Source organism: Bacillus sp. 05T21 (assembly GCF_056396785.1).
On sequence record NZ_JBFTMD010000001.1, the window covers coordinates 736,014 to 755,541 of the forward strand.

A 19,528-nucleotide genomic window follows, 5' to 3' on the forward strand; every position below is an offset into this window, starting at 1 on the left:
TAAATATAAACAGGGGATGAATGCCTTGAAAAAAATTAAAGATGAACGCCTCATACTTCAAACGTTAAAAAACATACGTATTGCCTTTCTTTTTCAATCAATTGGTATAATCGGAATTTTAGGCTATATCGGATTCACAGAAGGAATGGATCAAATTACGAAATCTCCATTGTGGTTATTATTTATTCTTACAAGTATTGTACTTAGTTATTTACAGTTAAGCGTTTCTATCGATGTAGAAGAAAGCGAAAAGGAAATAAAGTTAACTCCTTATTACAAAATTATTTTACGCTCTCTTATTGTAGGAATTATCATGGCTATTATTTATATCATTTTCAGTCCAGAAAGACCTCTATTTGAAGCTATTTTAACAGGTGGTATTCTCTTCATATGCTTTTTAGCGTCTTACTCCATTAGTTATTTTATAAAAAAACGACGTTTACAAGACAACGATGAATAAAGAGGAAGGGCTAGCCCTTCCTCTTTAATTTGTTATCGCATAGTACCAGTCAGACCGTAACGAATGTCTCGGAACATATTTGTTATGTCACGATTAAAATCGTTTGTAGCTGTGCCGTTACGTAAACGCGTACTCATTGCATCGACACGAGTAAACATGTCATTTCTTACAGAAACATATACGTTTCTATTTCCAACTTCATTCACAACAGCTTGACGAATTTCGTTCGCCATTGCTGTTTCATTCGTCGCTGTATTACGCGGTTTTACCGCAATCGCTACATCGTTTCCATATACAACTGTAGAAACTCGGTCTACGTTATTCATACGTTTCACACGATTCGTAATTTTCTCCGCAGTTTTACCATCATTGTTAATGTATGAATTGTTCATTGTAATATTACGAGTTGGGTGTGGATTAGCAATTTGCCCGTTGTAATTTACATCACGATAATAGTTGGATCCTGCGTCATTACGACCGTTTCTATATGTTACATAATCTGTATAACGATCGTTACGCGTTACATTATCATTATATCGGTGTGTATCATTATAAGATGTACGCTCGTAATTATAGTTACGTCCATCCATCGCATTATTATCTTTTGGTGTACCACATGCAGCTAATGCACTGGTAACTAACAAAGAAGCAGCAATAACTTTTACTTTCGTATTCAATACAAAAACCCCCTCTGTTAGAATGAACTTCTCTTTCGAAAAGCTCCCCCTTATGATGAGTAACCGAGAGAGTTTTTACACTGTTAATATTTCACTAGGAATTTTCTAACACTTAATGTAAATTCATCATATTCCTGACTATCACGAATACAAAAAAGGCGGGAATAACCCCACCTTTTTTTAAACTTCCTCTTCTTCTGAAACTGGTTCTCCAAATACGTTTGGTGGGTCCGGCTGATAATACATCGTTCCTGGCTGTGGTGCATATGCTGGCTGAGTTGGTTGATAATATAAAGGATTAGCATATTGTGGTCCACCCGGTTGTGGACTATATAACCTACTTTCTCCTCCGCATCCACAATCTTCTTCACCTTGCACGAGTGGTGGCATATTATTATCCATTGGCATCATATTTGGATTTGGCATAGAAGTATATTGCGGCGCCATTTGTTGATACGGCATTTGATTGTATGGATTTTGTTGCTGATACTGCGGATATGGTGGCATCATTGGCTGTTGATATGGCATCATGTTTGGCATTTGATTGTTATCCATTATCGGCATCATGTTCGGCATTTGATTGTTATCCATTATCGGCATCATGTTCGGCATTTGATTGTTATCCATTACTGGCATCATGTTTGGCATTTGATTGTTATCCATTATCGGCATCATGTTTGGCATTTGGTTGTTATCCATTGTCGGCATCATGTTTGGCATTTGGTTGTTATCCATTGTCGGCATCATGTTTGGCATTTGGTTGTTATCCATTATCGGCATCATATTTGGCATTTGGTTGTTATCCATTATTGGCATCATATTTGGCATTTGATTGTTATCCATTATCGGCATCATGTTCGGCATTTGATTGTTATCCATTACTGGCATCATGTTTGGCATTTGATTGTTATCCATTATCGGCATCATGTTTGGCATTTGGTTGTTATCCATTATCGGCATCATGTTTGGCATTTGATTGTTATCCATTATCGGCATCATGTTTGGCATTTGATTGTTATCCATTATCGGCATCATGTTTGGCATTTGATTGTTATCCATTATTGGCATTATATTTGGCATTTGATTGTTATCCATTATTGGCATTATATTTGGCATTTGATTGTTATCCATTATTGGCATTATATTCGGCACTTGAATATTAGGCGGTATTACTTGCGGGATAATAACACTTTCTTTTGATACGTTTGGTGAGACTATGCTTCCTATATTTTCTTTCTTCACTTGTGGCGAGACTATGCTTCCTACATTCTCTTTCTTCACTTGCGGCGACACTATATTCCCTACATTYTCTTTYTTCACTTGCGGCGACACTATATTCCCTACATTCTCTTTCTTCACTTGCGGCGACACTATATTCCCTACATTYTCTTTTTTCACTTGCGGCGACACTATATTCCCTACATTCTCTTTCTTCACTTGCGGCGACACTATATTCCCTACATTTTCTTTTTTCGTTTGCGGAGAAATGACATTGTTAGGTTTCATTTTATTAATTTGAGGAGCAATTAACTCGCTTCCCTTTTTTATTACATCTGAAATTTTATATTCTTTTTTCGCTTTAATTGGTGGTTGCGGTGGCTGTGGTAACACATTGATAGAAAATTTAGTGTTTTCTTTCGTAGTAGGTTTTAGTTTTTCTACTTTCTCTACAACAGGTGGTTTTTGAATGACAGGCGGCTTTTCAACTGGCTTCTCTTTTTGAATCGGAATTTCTTTTTGCACTTCTTTTTGTGGCTTCACTTGCACTTCTTTTTGCGGCTTCACTTGCACTTCCTTTTGCGGCTTCACCTGTATTTCCTTTTGCGGTTTTATCTGCATTTCTTTTTGCGTTTGTTGCATAGCTGGTTGTTGTGTAATAGGTGTTGATTGATACGTGATCTCATCTTCATCTTCTATTCCAAGTGGCGTTGGTGTTGATGCAAACTCTTTTTGCTGCACCTCTTTTACATATTGTTTCGGGGGCGCTGAACCCGATCCAGTTTGTTGTTTCACATGAACGCTATGCGATGGCACTTTAATTTTCATCCCTGGCATAATTAGATCTGGATTACTAAGCTGTGTATTTGTTTTTTTTAGCGTTTCAAAATCCACTCCGTACTTTTTTGCAATTTTCCAAAGGGTCTCCCCTTTTTGCACGATATGAATTTTCAAATTTTCCCCCTCCTGTATAACTTATCTATAAGTAAAAACACTTTGAAGTAACACTTTCTAAACAACATTAACTTCTTTTACTTTTATCACTTCTTCTATTTTCAATATGATTCGAAGTGGAATAAGCATAGAAAAACCGCAATGATTTCCTCAACACAATGTATGCCTATTTCATCCTTGTTATGATTATATGTACGAAAAAAAGCAACGGAAATCCCGCTGCTTTAAACGCGCTCTAACATACGATTTAATGCAAGAACTGCCTCTTCTGTTACTTGTTTCTCTACGCGAATAACGTTAATTTGTTCTCCTCTTTCTATGTTCTCAAGTGCCCATAACAGGTGAGGTAAGTCAATTCGGTTCATCGTTAAGCAAGGACACATAAACGGATTTAGCGAAATAATTTCTTTATCTGGATGTTGCTGAATAATTCGGTTCACTAAATTCATCTCTGTACCAATCGCCCACTTACTTCCCGCCGGAGCTGCTTCAATCATATCAATAATATATTTCGTTGATCCTGCATAATCAGAAGCAGCAACTACTTCATAACAACATTCAGGGTGAACAATAATATTCATATCCGGATGATTTTTTCGCACATTTTCAATATTTTTCACAGTGAAGTTTTGATGAACAGAACAATGGCCTTTCCATAAAATCACTTGAATTTCTTCTATATCTCCATCGTACTCTAATGAATCTGTATGCGGGTTCCACACTGCCATTTTTTCTAACGGAATACCTAAATCATACGCTGTATTTCTTCCTAAATGTTGGTCTGGTAAAAAGACGAGACGCTCTTTTTGTGTAAACGCCCAAGACACCATTTGTTTTGCATTAGAAGAGGTTACTGTTGCCCCTCCATTACGACCACAAAACGCTTTGATCGCAGCTGTTGAATTTACATACGTTAATGGAATCATCGTATCCCCAAATAATTTCGTGAGCTCTTTCCACGCTCTTTCTGTTTGTTCAATATCTGCCATATCTGCCATAGAACAGCCGGCGCGCATATCTGGTAAGATGACAATTTGATCATTTGTCGTTAACATATCTGCCGTTTCTGCCATAAAGTGCACACCACAAAACACAATATATTTTGCCTCTTTATTACTCGCTGCAACTTGCGCGAGTTGCAGTGAGTCCCCTGCTGCATCTGAAAATTGCACCACTTCATCTTTTTGATAATGATGTCCTGGAATAAATAGTAATGCCCCCATTTTTTCTTTAATTTCACGGACACGCTCTTCCATCTCTAATGTAGACATCGTTTGATAACGCTCTGGTAACATTACTTCGATTGGCTGAACTTTCTCTAAAATACCCATTTATGATTCTCCCCCTCTAAACCACTCTCATTAGGCCTCAATATTAAAACTAATATCAAGTGCTTTCACTGAATGTGTTAACGCTCCAAGTGAAATATAATCTACCCCTGTTTTTCCGTATTTTGATAAATCTTCAATTGTAATACCACCTGAAGCCTCCGTAACGATGGCACTTGGTACAATTTTTGAAAACTCACGAATCTCTTCTGGCGTACGATTATCGAACATAATAACATCTGCGCCGGCCTCTACTGCTTCTCTTACTTGCGCCTCTGTCTCTGTTTCGACTTCTACTTTCACCATATGTCCCAATCTTTCTTTCACCGATGTAACAGCTTTTGTAATCGAGCCAGCAAAAGCAATATGATTGTCTTTAATCATGACACCATCATATAAACCGAATCTGTGGTTAAATCCGCCCCCGCATACTACAGCATATTTATCAAACATACGTAGTCCTGGCATCGTTTTTCTCGTATCACAAATGCGTGTATGACTGCTATCTAAAGCAAAAAACGCCTTACGTGTCATCGTCGCTATCCCGCTCATACGCTGAATAACGTTTAATATAACGCGCTCTGCCGTTAATAATGATGCGATTGGGCCTTGCACGGTTGCAATTATTTCGCCTTTTTCTACAAGATCCCCATCTTTTTTATGAAGTTCAACTTCAATTCTCTGATCAATTAATTTAAATCCTTCTTCAATTACTAAGCCCCCTGCAAATACCCCTGTATCCTTTACAAGAAACGTTCCTTTCGCAAGTGCATTATCGGGAAAGATAAGCTGAGATGTTACATCTCTTTCTCCTATATCTTCTAGAAAAAATCGATTTAATGCTTCCTTAACTTTTAACGTATTCATAAAATCCCTCTTCCCCTTATTAAACAAGTTGTAGTTTTCTTCTCACTCGGATAATCTCTTTTTTTACGCTATTTCTTTCTGGATAATCAATGCGATAATGACCACCAACACTGTCTTCTCTTTGCAAAGCTGATACTGTTATAAGCTCACAAACTGTTAACATATTAATAAGCGTTATCTCTTCATTTGTAAGTGCATCATATTGTAAGATCATATTTCGCACACCGTACCTACTAAACCATCTCTGAGCATATGATAAATTTTTCTCAGTTCGCACAATCCCAACATGCTTCATCATGTATTCTTGTATTTCTTCTTTCAACGGTAAATCATTAAGAGCTATAAAACTTTTCCCTCTCTCTTCCGGCACATTTTTTCTTTCCTCTGCTGGCTTAGCTAAAATGTGTTTTCCTATTCGTCTTCCAAACACAAGACCTTCTAATAATGAATTACTCGCCAATCTATTCGCACCATGAACTCCATTACAAGCCACTTCACCGACCGCATATAAGTTTGAAATGGACGTCTCTCCGTCACAATTCGTCTTCACGCCGCCCATATGAAAATGAGCACCTGGTACGACCGGAATAGAATTTTCTTTTAAATCAATACCATTCTTTTTACATAATGATGAGACGGTCGGAAAACGTTGTTCAAAGTTTTGAATGGTTTCGATGTTTAAGTACACTGTTTCACCCGCAAGAAGTTGTTCATGAATAGCCCTTGCCACTATATCACGCGGTGCGAGATCTTTCCCGGGATGTATATCCATCATAAAACGCTGTCCTTTTCCATTTATAAGGACAGCTCCTTCACCACGGACTGCTTCAGAAACGAGACCACAACATCGCCCGTCCACATATAACATTGTCGGATGAAATTGTACAAATTCTAAATCAACAAGTTCTCCCCCAGCTCGATATATCATCGCAAGTCCATCGCCTGTAATTGTCTCATCATTCGATGTAAAGGCGTACAAACCACCTATTCCTCCTGATGCTAACACCGTATTATCAGCATAGTAACGCTTCAGCTTCCCTTCACTATTTCGCGTTAAAGCTCCTATGCATTTATTATTTTCTATAATAAAATCGAGTACCATTTCATGCTCAACGACAGTAACGTTCGGAACTACTTCTTGTATTAAATGCTCTAATAGATTTTTACCAGTTGCATCTCCTCCGGCATGTAAAATGCGCCGTTTTCGATGCGCCCCTTCTTTACCAAGGTGGATCCCTTTTTCATCCCCATCAAATTTCATTCCATTCGTAATAAGCTTACTTATTTCTTTCGGTCCCTCTTCAACTAAATAACGAACTGCTTCTTCGTTGTTATAATGGCAACCTGCCACTAATGTATCTTCAAAATGCCCACTCGGATCGTCATATGTAGCAACAGCTGCTGCAATTCCTCCTTGAGCTAAATGTGTATTGTTATTACGTCCTGTTTTTTTTGTGATAATTATCACATTCTTTTCGTGACAAAGCTCTTTCGCAACACGAAGCGCTGCAACGCCGCTTCCGATAATCAAGACATCTGCACTTGGCATAATTGTTGCCTCCTACTTTACACTTTTCAACTGTCTTGACACCTATATTTACATAGTTTTAAAATAATGACAAGAGTTTTTTTACAATTCTTATTTTCACTACCATTCTAAAAACGAAAACAAATGTCACTCTTACTGAAGAGAGGAAATTACATGATGATATATCTAGATTATGCAGCGACAACCCCTATGAGCGAAGAAGCTTTAGAAACATATATAGCAGCGGCAAAAACATATTTTGGAAATGAACAAAGTTTACACGATATCGGCGGAAGCGCATCATCTTTATTACAAGTTTGTAGAGAAACATTTGCAGAAATGATTGGGGGTAAGGAACAAGGTGTATTCTTTACAAGCGGCGGTTCAGAATCTAACTACCTTGCGATTCAATCCCTTCTAAATGCTAGGAATGGAAAGCACATTATTACGACACCTATGGAACACGCATCGATTCGAAGTTATTTTCAATCCTTACAATCGCAAGGTTATACTATTACTGAGATTCCTGTTGATAAAAGTGGGATAATTCATTTAGTAGATTTAGAAGCAGCTATTACAGAAGATACTGCTCTAGCAAGTATACAGCACGGAAACTCTGAAATCGGGACCGTTCAAAACATTGCAGAGATCGGAGCACTTTTAAAAAAATATAATGTTTTATTTCATTCGGATTGTGTTCAAACGTTTGGTAAACTTCCAATAGACGTTAAAGCGATGGAGATTGATAGTCTCTCTGTTTCAGCTCATAAAATATACGGACCAAAAGGAGTTGGAGCTTGCTATATAAATCCGCAAGTTCGCTGGGAACAAGTATTTCCGGGAACTTCTCATGAAAAAGGCTTTCGCCCTGGTACAGTGAACGTTCCTGGAATCGCTGCTTTTTTAACAGCCGCAGAGCATATATTAAAGAATCAAAAGGAAGAGAGCTTTCGTTTTAAACAATTACGATCTTATTTTTTAGAGCAATTACAAACACTTCCTCTAGAAATTGAAGTGAAAGGACATTCTACTTCTTGTTTACCACATATTATTGGGGTTACAATAAAAGGAATAGAAGGTCAGTATACAATGTTAGAATGTAACCGTCATGGTATAGCCATTTCAACTGGAAGTGCTTGCCAAGTCGGTAAACAAGACCCTTCAAAAACAATGCTTGCAATTGGAAAAACGTATGAAGAGGCAAAACAATATGTCCGCTTTTCTTTCGGACATCACACAACGAAAGAACAAATTGATACAACTATTCATGCACTACACACAATTGGAAATCAATTTTATAGAGGTGTTAAATCATAATGAAACAAAATGATCAAAAAAAGATTTTAGGCGAAGAAAGACGACAACTCATCCTCGAGTGGCTTCTTGCTGCAAATGAACCGTTATCGGGGAATGAGCTATCTAAAAAGACAAACGTAAGTAGGCAAGTTATCGTTCAAGACATTTCCTTACTAAAAGCACGAAATGAACCAATTATTGCGACTGCACAAGGGTATTTATATTTAAAGCCACAAACAAGACAACAAGCTTTTGAACGCGTAATCGTATGCCAACATAAACCGGCAGAAGTACGTCAAGAACTTACTATGTTAGTTGACCACGGCGTTACAATTAAAGACGTAAAAGTTGAGCATCCTGTATATGGCGACTTAACAGCATCGATTATGGTAAGTAATCGCTTCGATGTAGAGCAATATTTACAAAAAATCGAAAACACAAACGCTTCCTATCTTTCGCAACTAACAGATGGTATTCACTTACATACAATTGAAGCAGATTCTAAAGAGAAATTAGATGCCGCTTGCGAGGCACTAGACCGCGCTGGATTTCTCGTTTATTAATGTAAAGCACAGAGTTTTTTATCATTCTCTGTGCTTTTTTAGTGATATAATATTGTAATCAATTGTAAAGGGGGTCAAATATGGGAATTGAACTCGTTCACTTGAGCACCGGTAAACCGAAACAAATGAAATATGGCGAAGATAAAGAAATGATAACAGGTATATGTAAAGATCCTACAGAAGAGGCCTTCCTCTCAAAAGACGGATTCCGTGGTGATGATGTAGCGGATTTAAAACACCACGGGGGACCTGATCGCGCAGTTTGCGTGTACCCACACGAGCATTACGCACTATGGGAAGAGGAATTTCAAACTACACTTCCGGCTTCCACATTTGGCGAAAACATTACCGTAACAAATATGTTAGAGCGTGATGTATGCATCGGAGATACATATCAACTAGGCGAAGCAATCATTCAAGTTACACAAGCGAGAGTACCTTGTAGCACAATTTCAAAACGCCTTGGTATTCCTGGTATTTTGCCACGTATTGTAGCAACTGGATATACTGGTTATTTATGCCGCGTTCTTCAAGAAGGTACTGTACGTCAAGATTCTAAAATTACATTATTAGAGCGTCCATCAAACAATGTATCTGTTTTGTTCTCTAACGAAATTTATTTTCATAATAGGAAAGATAAAGATGGCATTGAGAAGGTTCTTGCTGTACAAGAACTAGCCGAGATTTGGCGTGATCAGTTAGAGGATCGTCTTGCGAAGTTAAAATAATAAATCCCACCTTTTATAGGTGGGACTCTATTTATCTATCATACGGTATACTAGTGACCGAAATTATATCGACTTAACTACAAAATACGACAAACACTCCCCTTACAACCAATAAGAAGAATAACTCCCCAGCACAGTAACAGAAAACCCGAGTGCTTCAAGTTCCATCATTACGCCTGGCAATAATACGTCATCATATGCTTTATCTACGTCGATTAAGAAAAAGTAATTTCCAAGACCTGTTTTCATCGGGCGAGATTCGATTTTTGATAAGTTTAATTTTCTCCATGCGAAAGCTGATAACACTTGATATAGTGCCCCTGCGTAATCAGCAGGTAACGTTATCATAAGCGTCGTTTTCTCTCCTCGGTTTTCTCCGTTATTTGGGAGTACTGCTTTCTTTTTCTTATGGAGAACAAGGAAACGTGTATGATTGTTTTTATGCGTATGAATATCACGCCTTACAATTGTTAATCCGTATTTTTCTGCCGCTGCTTCATTTGCAATAGCTGCAATTTTTTCTTCAGGATGTTCTTTCACATATTGCGCAGCAGCGCTTGTTGATGTCATATCGCGAACGGTTACCCCTTTTAATTCCTCATTTAAAAATTTATGGCACTGTGCAATGGCATGCGGATGAGAATGTACAGCGTATACTTCTTTCCACACTTCTTCGTACTGCGGGTGTACGAGTAAATGCTGCTGAATTGGCACTGTAATTTCTCCTACAATGGAAAGTGGCTGCTCATGTACGAGATAATCAACCGTTATATTAACTGAACCTTCTATGGCGTTCTCTAACGGTACGACCGCATAATCTACATTTTCATTTGCAGCTGCATCAATACAATCCGGAATCGTTCGATACGGTACATGCTCTGCTTCCGGAAAAAAACGACTCACCGCCATATTTGTAAATGTCGCTTCTGGTCCTAAATATCCTACTCGAATCATCGTCTTTTCCCTCTTTTTCGTTTTCTTACTGTTATACCATACTTTTTTATATTCTTCTATGAGAATTTCGAATATTAAAAAAAGACTAGCGTTCGCTAGTCTAAATGTTTCTTGTATTCTCTTTGAGCGAAGAAGAAATAGATGATACATGCAGCAATGTAAAACAGAATAAACAATCCCACTTTTCTTAATGATCCGTCCATAAAAAGAGTATTATGAAACGTATATAACGCAACTGCACTATGCATACTCCCTACTATAATTGGCGCAAAAAATAGCATACACAATTGCCAACGAGAAATCTTCCACACTTCTTCCTTCGTCATTCCAAGTTTAGAGAGCGCCCCGTACTGCTTTCGATCGGATGCAATATTATGAAACCATTTAAAATATACGATGCTACATGACGTAAGGAAGAATAATATGCTAATGAATGAGCCTATAAATAGAGTAATATCACCACCTTCTTTCATATTCACATATAATTCCATATTACTTCGAAACGCATCATTTGTATCATGTTTCATATGTTTCCGTAAAGCTTCGTTTAATTCCTTCGTATTTTCGATATTTGGTAATGTATACCCTCTATATATCATTTTTTCAGAATCCGGAATTGTATTTGCTATACTGTTAAAATCTTCATCATTCATGACGAAAAACAGACCATTAATGTATGAAGGGTGATGGTTAAATTGTACCCCTTCTTTTTGACCGTTATATATAAATTGATATGTTTGATTCATTACTTGCAATTGAATCTCTTTTTGATTATATACATTTGGATAATTGCGTTTATTATAATAGACAAGTGTAACTGTTCCTTTTTTAGGATAATACATTTTCTGTTTTTGTTTTCTTGCCTCTTGATTGTATTCACTTTCCTTTATAAGCGGTGCTACCTCTGTTTCTCCCTTATTGGACTGAAAGGATGCATACACTCCAACAAAACTCATAGATTGAAAATCATCATATCCATATTGATGTAATAAGTTTTCAACCTTGTCTTTCTCGAAAACTTCATGAGCAGAAGTGCCTTTTTCTATGTATGAAAATGAGTGTACTCCTCCGCCACGCCACATATCTTGCATGCTAGAAAAATATAAGAACACCGTACCTGTCGCCGTAACGACAAACGTTGTTGCCATAGACAACAGAAAGAAAAAGCGACTATTTTCCTTCATTCGATGTGACAATTGATTCACTATAAATAAATACGGATATGTATACATAATCCTTTTATTTCTTTTTATCACTTCTAATATTTGTGTAGCGCCATGTGTAAATGAGAAATACGTCCCAAAAGAAATGAGTATAACAACCGGAAAAAAGTATAATGCTATCGTTGTCATCGTCACTTGTAGTGCTAACGCATATCCGCCCACTAAACAAGCAAAACCGAATAAACAAAGCCACTTTGATGTTTTCCTCTCCCGTTTATCTGTTCGAAATTCTTTTAATAACCGTATGATTTTTATATTCCATATACGTAAAGCACTTATAAAAGATAACAGAACAAAGACGAGCATATATATAACAAACGTTACACCAATCGCTCTCATGTCAAATATGACAGGGAGTTCTTTCGGAAGATGAAGTAACATACTAAATACCATAAAAAAGAGTTTCAAAAAAATCATGCCAAGCCCAATACCGAAAATATTAGCGAAAATACCGATCAATATTTGCTCGGTCATAATCACTCCTATTACGTTAGACTTCGTCGCTCCCATTAACATATATAACCCTAATTCTTTCTTACGTGCTTCTATGAAAATAGAAGTAGAGTACAAAATAAATATGACGAAAAAAGAAATAATTATAACGTTACATATGATAAGTCCCCAGCGTACATTTTGATACCACATCGTCTCTTGCATATACGGATGTACAATGACAGACATGTATGCATAAGAAGCAAATATTGCAAAACAACTACTTAAGAAAAACACTTTATAATTACGCCAATTTCCCTTTATATTTTGTAGCGCCAGTTGCCGAATGTTCATCTATCGTCCTCCTGTACCTTACTACATAGGCAAAAAGCTAGAGGTTTCCCTAGCTTTTCACGTGTTTTAAATATCCTCTTTGCGCGATCATAAAGTAAATGGCAGAAGCTAAAATATAAGCCCCTATTACAATCGCACCTGATTTCCATAAATCAATATACAGCATTTTCCCTAACGTATGAAGAGCAAACCCACTATGAATTGTACCGATTAAAATTGGGATAAAGAAGATAACACCCATCTGACGAATTGCAATTTTACGAATTTCTTTATCTGTCATACCAATTCTTTTTAATGACTTAAATTGAATACGATCTTGTTCTTTATCATTAAACCATTTAAAGTATGTCATGCTACACGCAAAGAAGAAGAACAGTACTGCTACGAAGAAGCCGATGAACATTGTAATTGCTCCTTGCTCCTTTATCGCTTTATACGTAAGGATAGAATTGTGGAAATTCTGTTGTTGTTCTTGTGCAATTTCTTTCTTTAAGTCTAGTACAAGATTTTCTGTTCCTTTCCAATCTTCAATATAATATCCATAATATTTTGTCTTTTCTTCATCTGCTACGAGCTGTGAATATTTCACAAAATCCTCATCATTCACAATCAAATAGCCATCATCATTAAAAACAGACTTTGATACTGGATCATTTAGCTTAATAGACTGTTTTTGTCCGTTCAATTTAAATTCAAATGGCTTCGTAAGATCCGGCTTGACAATATCATTCATCATATCAACTACAACCACCGTTGCACTTCCCGGCTTATTTTGCACTTCTGGCACGTTCTGTTTACGCGCTTCTTTATTATATTCCTTTTCAGAGATAATCCCTAACGGCATCTCATGTTCACCGTTAAACATCGTTACCTTTTGAGTTGCAGGAAGTTTTACATACGTTACTTTTCGCGCTTCTTCAAATCCGTGTTTTTTTATTAGTTCTTGTGCTTTCCCTTCACTGATGATGTTATGCGTATTTACCCCCTTTTCTTCATACGAAATAGCATGCGGAGCACTAGCCACTGTTTTATAACTCATATCCTCAAAGAACACGTACAGTGTACCAACTGCTGAAGAAACAACCGCCGTAATGATAGAAATTACAAATAGAAAACGAGCATTATCTTTCATTTTGTAAATAAGATTGCTAAGTACGAACATATTTGGATACGTATAAAAAGATTGTTTTCTTTTTTGCAGTGCTTTTAATACGACTGTACTACCTTGCGTAAACAGTAAATACGTTCCGCCTATTGTCAGCCCTACAATCGGTAAAAACAGCATTATAAAATTCATAAATGTCACTTGGAAGCTAAGCACATATGCAGCAATAATACATCCTATACCAGCTACACATAACGATGTAAATGCAAAAGGTTCTACTTTTTGTTTTCTTGCTTCTCTTAATAAATCAATAATTTGCAAGCGTCCTACTGTCCAAACGCTAAACAATGATAGGATTATAAAGAGGATAAAGTATATGCCAGCTGTAATCAAAACTGCTTTACTATTCCACACAAGCGGAAGTGTTTTATCTATTTTCAATAATACGCTTAATGCTTGGAAAAATAGTTTTGAACAAAGCATTCCAATCCCAATACCTACTACAATGGCAACGCTCCCTAACATCAATTGCTCTAATATAATCATTCGGCCAAGTTGAGACTTCGTTCCACCTATTAATGTTAATAAACCGAATTCTTTTTTTCTTGCTCGTAAAAATGTTGAATTCGCATATAAAATAAAGAGTGCTGAGAAGATGACCACAATATAATTCATCGATTCTAATCCTTTTGTAATCATCGTCTTCATACTAATATTACCGCTTACGACATCTGGATGATAAATGAAGGAAGCATACATGAAAAATACGACAATTGATAAACAACTACTAATAAGAAACGCTTTATAATTATGCCAATTTCCTTTTACGTTATTAAGCGCGAGCTGGCGAAAGTTCATGATATTCTCCTCCTAGCATCGCAAGTACGTCTAAAATTTCTTGGAAAAAGGCTTGCTTCGTTCTTCCTTTATGTATTTCTGAAAAAATCTCTCCATCACGTATGAAAAGGATACGTTCGCAATAACTAGCGGCTACTGGATCATGTGTTACCATTGCAATCGTTACTTTCTTTTGCTCATGCAAATCTTGAAGTGCTCCCATTAATGATTTCGCTGACTTAGAATCTAAGTTTCCTGTTGGCTCATCCGCTAAAATTAATGTTGGTTCATGAATAATCGCCCTTGCAGCTGCTGCACGTTGTTGTTGTCCACCTGATACTTCGTATACTTTTTTATTTAAAATTTCTTCGATGTTTAAAAACCTCGCAATTTCAAGTACTTTCGCATCAATTTCTTTTACAGACTTCTTCGCCATTACAAGCGGCAAAATAATATTTTCTTTAATCGATAATGTATCAAGTAAGTTGAAATCTTGGAAAATGAATCCTAGATGTGTACGGCGAAACTCCGCTAATTTTGCAGCACGCATTTGATTAATTTCTTCACCATTTACAAGCACATGACCTGAAGTTTGCTTATCAATTGTTGCTAATAAATTTAAAAGCGTTGTTTTCCCGCTCCCTGAAGGCCCCATAATTCCTACAAATTCGCCTTCTTCTATTTTAAAATTTATATCGTTTAAAGCAGTCGTCGCTACTGAACCTTTTGATTGGTACACTTTTGTTAATCCTTTTACTTCAAGAACACTCATTTCTAATCCCCCTATGTGTTTTCTTCTTACATTTACTATAAGAAAAATAAGAAAAAGAAACGAGTGATTTCCCTTACAAAACGTTTTGTTATCTTACAGTTTTGTCATTTTTCTCATTAATGTATGGTATTCTTCATCTTTTGCAAATTGGAACGTGAATGTTGTTCCTTCCCCTTCAGCCGATTGCACATACATACCGTGATGTAAATTATCACAAATTTCCTTCGTAATATATAAGCCCATTCCAGTTGCTTCTCTCGTTTTACGGCCATTTATTCCCGTGAAGAATGGGTCAAATATACGCTTTACATCTTGCTCTGGAATACCAATTCCATTGTCCTTAATATGTAGTAACACCTTTTGGTCTTTCTCTTCAATTTGAAATTGAATTTCCTTTTTCTCTGCTTCTGAAATTTTCGTATACTTAATTGCATTTACAACAATTTGCCCTATAGCAATACTTAGCCATTTTCTATCAGATGCAACCATACAAGTATCTTCATCAAACATTACTTTCGGAAATACCGACGATTGAATGAAAGATTTTCGATTTTCATTAATAATACCCCTGATGATATCTATCACATTTACTACTTCTACTTTATAATCTTTCGAAAATTGATCTAACCTTGCCATATGTAATGCTAAATCTAACCCATTTAAAATACGGTTATTCTCTTCACGAATACTTTCAATCGTTCCCCTTGCTTCACGGTGCTCCTTACCATATTTCTGTAACAATAATTCAATAACGGATACTGGTGTTTTCATTTGATGGATCCACTGGTTCATAAAAATCATTTGCTGTTGCTCTTTTGCATGCTGCTTATGAACTTCATTCATATATTGCTGCCTTAATAGCGTAAACGCTTCAACAACCATTTCTTGCTCTGACGTATAAGAAGTATCAATAAGTAAAGAGTCGTGTAATGTATTTCCGCTAGCAACATATTTTTCGATTCTTTTTAAAAATACACTTTTTTTTCGATAATCGTAAATGAGGTATACAGTAAATACAACTGTCCCTAATAAAAGCCCATATAACCACGTACTCCAATCAATGGATCTTTTTTCTAAAAGACTTTGCAACTGCAAAACGAGCCCAAATAAACAAAGGCTAATAATATAAGAAAGAAGTAAAGAAAAACGGTCCATGAGGTAATTTTTAACCTTCATGCCCTTCGCCCCACTCTGTAAGAAGTGCATAACCATATCCGCGTTTCGTTACAATTGCATTTTTAATGCCTAACTCCTCAAGTTTCTTCCTTACACGCTTTACATTCACGGTTAATGTATTATCATCAACAAAAGCTACTTCATCCCATAAAGCCTCTAACAGCTCTTCACGTGTCACGTATTGATTTGCTTGTTTCATTAAACATTCTAATAAATAAAACTCATTTTTTGTAAGTTCCGTTTGTTGACCTTTCCACTCTACTGTGTGCTGTGATGGGAATAATAACAATCCATTAACACCTAAGCAGTCACTTTCCGCGGCCAAAGCATACTCACCATACCCGCGGCGGAGTGCACTTTTCACCTTTGCCATTACGATATCTAAATGGAATGGCTTCGTAATGTAATCATCTCCGCCATTTTCAATCGCCATTACTTGATCCATTTCCCCTGTTCTTGCAGAAACAAAAATAATTGGCGCATTCGATACATTGCGGATTTGGCGGCACCAGTAGAAGCCATCAAAGTATGGTAAATTAATATCAAGTAACACAAGATGAGGACTTACTTTTACAAACTCATCTTTTATATGCCGTAAATCGCTCACTCTGAAAGATTGATATCCATACCTTTCTAAATGCTCCTCTAATATCTCTGCAATTTTTTCATCATCTTCTACAATTAATATTTTATACATATTCCTTTTCTCCCCATAAAATATTCTTCTAAAATCACTCCTTTTTCTATTATAAATTGAAACTTTAATCAATGGGGATTTTTTCCTATATCGACTTATGGTTCGCCTATACGAATTAGGTTTTTACTGGACTCAAATAACGAAAAAAAAAGACCGCCATATTTCGGCAGTCTTAATCGATAAATTCAAATTGATATTCAAGAATTTTCACAATATCTCCGTCTGTTGCACCACGTGCACGAAGGGCTTCATCAATACCCATTCCACGCATTTGACGAGCAAATCGGCGTACAGATTCATCACGTGAGAAGTCTGTCATCTTGAATGTTTTCTCAATGTCATAACCAGAAATAACAAATGTGCCATCACTTTCGCGTGTAATTTCAAAATTAGATTCAGATTCAAATTTGTACATTACACTTGCTTCAGATTCTTCTACATCATCGTACATTGGGAATTCTGGTGTTGTTTCTAATAAGTTCGCTACTTCAAATAGTAAGTCACGAACACCTTGTTTCGTTACAGCTGAGATTGGGAAAATTTTCACTTCGTCTCCCAATTTCTCTTTAAATGCTTGTAAGTTTTCTTCTGCATCTGGCATATCCATTTTGTTTGCAACAACAACTTGTGGACGCTCAGTTAAACGCATATTGTATTCTTTTAGTTCATTATTGATTGTGACATAATCTTCATATGGCTCACGTCCTTCTAAACCAGACATATCGATAACGTGCACAATTACACGTGTACGTTCGATATGACGTAAGAATTGGTGTCCAAGTCCAACGCCGGAGTGTGCGCCTTCAATTAGTCCAGGAAGGTCAGCCATAACGAAGCTGCGGTTATCACCAGTTTCAACAACACCAAGATTCGGAACGATTGTTGTAAAGTGATATTCTGCAATTTTCGGACGCGCTGATGATACAACAGATAATAATGTAGATTTACCTACACTTGGGAATCCAACAAGTCCAACATCTGCTAGCACTTTAAGTTCTAGCGTGACATCACGTTCTTGACCTGGTTCCCCGTTCTCAGCGATTTCTGGCGCTGGGTTCGTCGCTGTTGCGAAACGTGAATTACCACGGCCACCACGGCCACCTCTTGCGATTACAGCTGTTTGTTCATGCGTTACTAAATCGGCAAGAATTTCACCTGTTTTTTCATCTTTCACTATTGTTCCTGGTGGAACCTTTACGATTAAATCTTCAGATTTACGACCGTGCTGACCTTTACTCATTCCGTGCTGACCGCGATCAGCTTTGAAATGACGTTGGTAGCGGAAGTCCATTAATGTACGTAAGCCTTCCTCAACAACAAAAACAACATCTGCACCTTTACCACCGTCGCCACCTGCTGGGCCACCTTTAGGTACATACTTCTCACGACGATACGCAACCATTCCGTTACCACCGTCGCCGCCTTTTACATATATCTTGACCTGATCTACAAACATTATTTCACCACACTTTTTTCGATTAGTTGTAATATAACTGAGACTTCTTCGTCTCGTACTGTATAAGAAATGGAATACCATTTATCGTTTTCGTTCGCAAGCCACGTTTGTAGTTCTTCTACATTCGTTAGCTTTCCACGAAAATCAAAAAAGAAACGAGCATTCTCCGCGTCACTTTCAATTGTGATACAAACATAATTTTCAACATATACGTCTAAACTATGCTGAAGCATTAAGAAAAACTGATTCGTCCATGTACATACAGTCTCATCTAGATGAGATAAGTTATGTAATTTCCCTAATACTTCGTACTCCAATAAGCACGGCTGCTGTTTCCAATTATATGTTAAAATCCACTCTGAAAATAAAGGCATTGATAGCCCCATCAGATTGGATTCTTGTCTCGCTTCTTGGACAAAACGATCGATGAGCCTATGAATCTCTTCCACTTTTCCAAGGGAAAGATTTCCTTTAACCATCTGCAAACGATTGAGCCAATCATGTCTCGAGTGGCTCAACGCATCTATAATTGTCCATTTTTCATTCATTTAGATACCCCTTAATATAGAAAAACTCTAACCTGCACTCAGGTTAGAGTTTTCCGTGAGTTCTTATGCTTCTTGAGCAACAGGATATACGCTCACTTGTTTGCGGTCACGACCAAGACGCTCAAAGCGTACTACGCCGTCAACTTTCGCGTATAAAGTGTCATCGCCACCACGACCAACGTTAACACCTGGATAAATTTTTGTACCGCGTTGACGGTAAAGAATTGAACCACCTGAAACCGTTTGACCATCTGCGCGTTTAGCACCAAGACGTTTTGACTGAGAGTCACGACCGTTCTTTGTACTACCTACACCTTTCTTAGATGCGAAAAACTGAAGATCTAATCTTAACATA

Annotated in this window: 17 protein-coding genes and 1 pseudogene; 4 read left to right on the forward strand and 14 right to left on the reverse strand. The window is 37.0% G+C overall.

The window, feature by feature from the left end; translation table 11 throughout:
• The first annotated feature begins 25 nt into the window (after positions 1 to 25).
• Positions 26 to 460, forward strand: coding sequence for a branched-chain amino acid ABC transporter substrate-binding protein (locus tag AC1DKZ_RS03920; RefSeq protein ID WP_476995663.1), 435 nt, complete (start codon positions 26 to 28; stop codon positions 458 to 460).
• Positions 461 to 492: 32 nt separating this feature from the next.
• On the opposite strand, the gene AC1DKZ_RS03925 is transcribed toward AC1DKZ_RS03920, so the two are convergent.
• The 5 genes and pseudogenes from AC1DKZ_RS03925 to nadB all read right to left on the reverse strand — a co-directional run bounded on the left by AC1DKZ_RS03925 (position 493) and on the right by nadB (position 7,053).
• A complete protein-coding gene (locus tag AC1DKZ_RS03925) occupies positions 493 to 1,137 on the reverse strand; it encodes a YhcN/YlaJ family sporulation lipoprotein (RefSeq protein ID WP_016100589.1) in 645 nt (214 codons plus the stop codon).
• A gap of 2,015 nt (positions 1,138 to 3,152) precedes the next feature.
• A pseudogene (gene safA, locus AC1DKZ_RS03930) lies at positions 3,153 to 3,309 on the reverse strand (SafA/ExsA family spore coat assembly protein); the annotation flags it as partial.
• 224 nt (positions 3,310 to 3,533) lie between these two features.
• Positions 3,534 to 4,640: a quinolinate synthase NadA gene (gene nadA, locus AC1DKZ_RS03935; RefSeq protein ID WP_242307585.1), complete on the reverse strand. Its 1,107-nt coding sequence runs from the start codon at positions 4,638 to 4,640 to the stop codon at positions 3,534 to 3,536.
• A 30-nt stretch (positions 4,641 to 4,670) separates the two neighbouring features.
• Entirely contained in the window at positions 4,671 to 5,504 is an 834-nt protein-coding gene (gene nadC / locus AC1DKZ_RS03940; RefSeq protein WP_476995664.1) for a carboxylating nicotinate-nucleotide diphosphorylase, read from the reverse strand.
• A 19-nt stretch (positions 5,505 to 5,523) separates the two neighbouring features.
• Positions 5,524 to 7,053: an L-aspartate oxidase gene (gene nadB / locus AC1DKZ_RS03945; RefSeq protein ID WP_476995665.1), complete on the reverse strand. Its 1,530-nt coding sequence runs from the start codon at positions 7,051 to 7,053 to the stop codon at positions 5,524 to 5,526.
• A 153-nt stretch (positions 7,054 to 7,206) separates the two neighbouring features.
• Between nadB and AC1DKZ_RS03950 the strand changes: the two genes are divergently transcribed.
• The 3 genes from AC1DKZ_RS03950 (at position 7,207) to AC1DKZ_RS03960 (ending at position 9,619) form a co-directional block, all read left to right on the forward strand.
• Positions 7,207 to 8,349 (forward strand): IscS subfamily cysteine desulfurase, encoded by a 1,143-nt coding sequence (locus AC1DKZ_RS03950; RefSeq protein ID WP_002034158.1) that lies wholly within the window; start codon positions 7,207 to 7,209, stop codon positions 8,347 to 8,349.
• Positions 8,349 to 8,891: a transcription repressor NadR gene (locus tag AC1DKZ_RS03955; protein ID WP_002034157.1), complete on the forward strand. Its 543-nt coding sequence runs from the start codon at positions 8,349 to 8,351 to the stop codon at positions 8,889 to 8,891. The genes AC1DKZ_RS03950 and AC1DKZ_RS03955 overlap by 1 nt, the downstream gene beginning before the upstream one ends.
• Before the next feature lie 80 nt (positions 8,892 to 8,971).
• A complete protein-coding gene (locus tag AC1DKZ_RS03960; protein ID WP_476995666.1) occupies positions 8,972 to 9,619 on the forward strand; it encodes an MOSC domain-containing protein in 648 nt (215 codons plus the stop codon).
• A gap of 102 nt (positions 9,620 to 9,721) precedes the next feature.
• Here AC1DKZ_RS03960 and pheA read toward each other — a convergent pair whose 3' ends face one another.
• The 9 genes from pheA to rpmA all read right to left on the reverse strand — a co-directional run bounded on the left by pheA (position 9,722) and on the right by rpmA (position 19,527).
• Positions 9,722 to 10,573, reverse strand: a complete 852-nt coding sequence (pheA, locus tag AC1DKZ_RS03965) for a prephenate dehydratase (RefSeq protein WP_002015384.1) — start codon at positions 10,571 to 10,573, stop codon at positions 9,722 to 9,724.
• A 95-nt stretch (positions 10,574 to 10,668) separates the two neighbouring features.
• A complete protein-coding gene (locus AC1DKZ_RS03970) occupies positions 10,669 to 12,582 on the reverse strand; it encodes an ABC transporter permease (protein WP_476995667.1) in 1,914 nt (637 codons plus the stop codon).
• A 49-nt stretch (positions 12,583 to 12,631) separates the two neighbouring features.
• The gene (locus AC1DKZ_RS03975; protein WP_476995668.1) at positions 12,632 to 14,545 is read right to left on the reverse strand and encodes an FtsX-like permease family protein; all 1,914 of its coding nucleotides are present in this window, start codon (positions 14,543 to 14,545) and stop codon (positions 12,632 to 12,634) included.
• Positions 14,520 to 15,296: an ABC transporter ATP-binding protein gene (locus tag AC1DKZ_RS03980; RefSeq protein ID WP_002015381.1), complete on the reverse strand. Its 777-nt coding sequence runs from the start codon at positions 15,294 to 15,296 to the stop codon at positions 14,520 to 14,522. Before AC1DKZ_RS03980 ends, AC1DKZ_RS03975 begins: the two co-directional genes overlap by 26 nt.
• Before the next feature lie 93 nt (positions 15,297 to 15,389).
• Positions 15,390 to 16,472, reverse strand: a complete 1,083-nt coding sequence (locus AC1DKZ_RS03985; protein WP_476995669.1) for a HAMP domain-containing histidine kinase — start codon at positions 16,470 to 16,472, stop codon at positions 15,390 to 15,392.
• Positions 16,462 to 17,169 carry a response regulator transcription factor gene (locus AC1DKZ_RS03990; protein WP_476995670.1) on the reverse strand — a complete coding sequence of 236 codons (708 nt, stop codon included), beginning with the start codon at positions 17,167 to 17,169 and terminating at the stop codon, positions 16,462 to 16,464. Before AC1DKZ_RS03990 ends, AC1DKZ_RS03985 begins: the two co-directional genes overlap by 11 nt.
• A gap of 172 nt (positions 17,170 to 17,341) precedes the next feature.
• Positions 17,342 to 18,625, reverse strand: coding sequence for a GTPase ObgE (gene obgE / locus AC1DKZ_RS03995; RefSeq protein ID WP_002015378.1), 1,284 nt, complete (start codon positions 18,623 to 18,625; stop codon positions 17,342 to 17,344).
• On the reverse strand, positions 18,625 to 19,173 hold the full coding sequence (locus AC1DKZ_RS04000) for a sporulation initiation phosphotransferase B (protein WP_242307572.1): 549 nt from the start codon (positions 19,171 to 19,173) through the stop codon (positions 18,625 to 18,627). Before AC1DKZ_RS04000 ends, obgE begins: the two co-directional genes overlap by 1 nt.
• A 63-nt stretch (positions 19,174 to 19,236) precedes the next feature.
• Positions 19,237 to 19,527, reverse strand: coding sequence for a 50S ribosomal protein L27 (rpmA, locus tag AC1DKZ_RS04005; RefSeq protein WP_000944957.1), 291 nt, complete (start codon positions 19,525 to 19,527; stop codon positions 19,237 to 19,239).
• Position 19,528 lies beyond the last annotated feature (1 nt).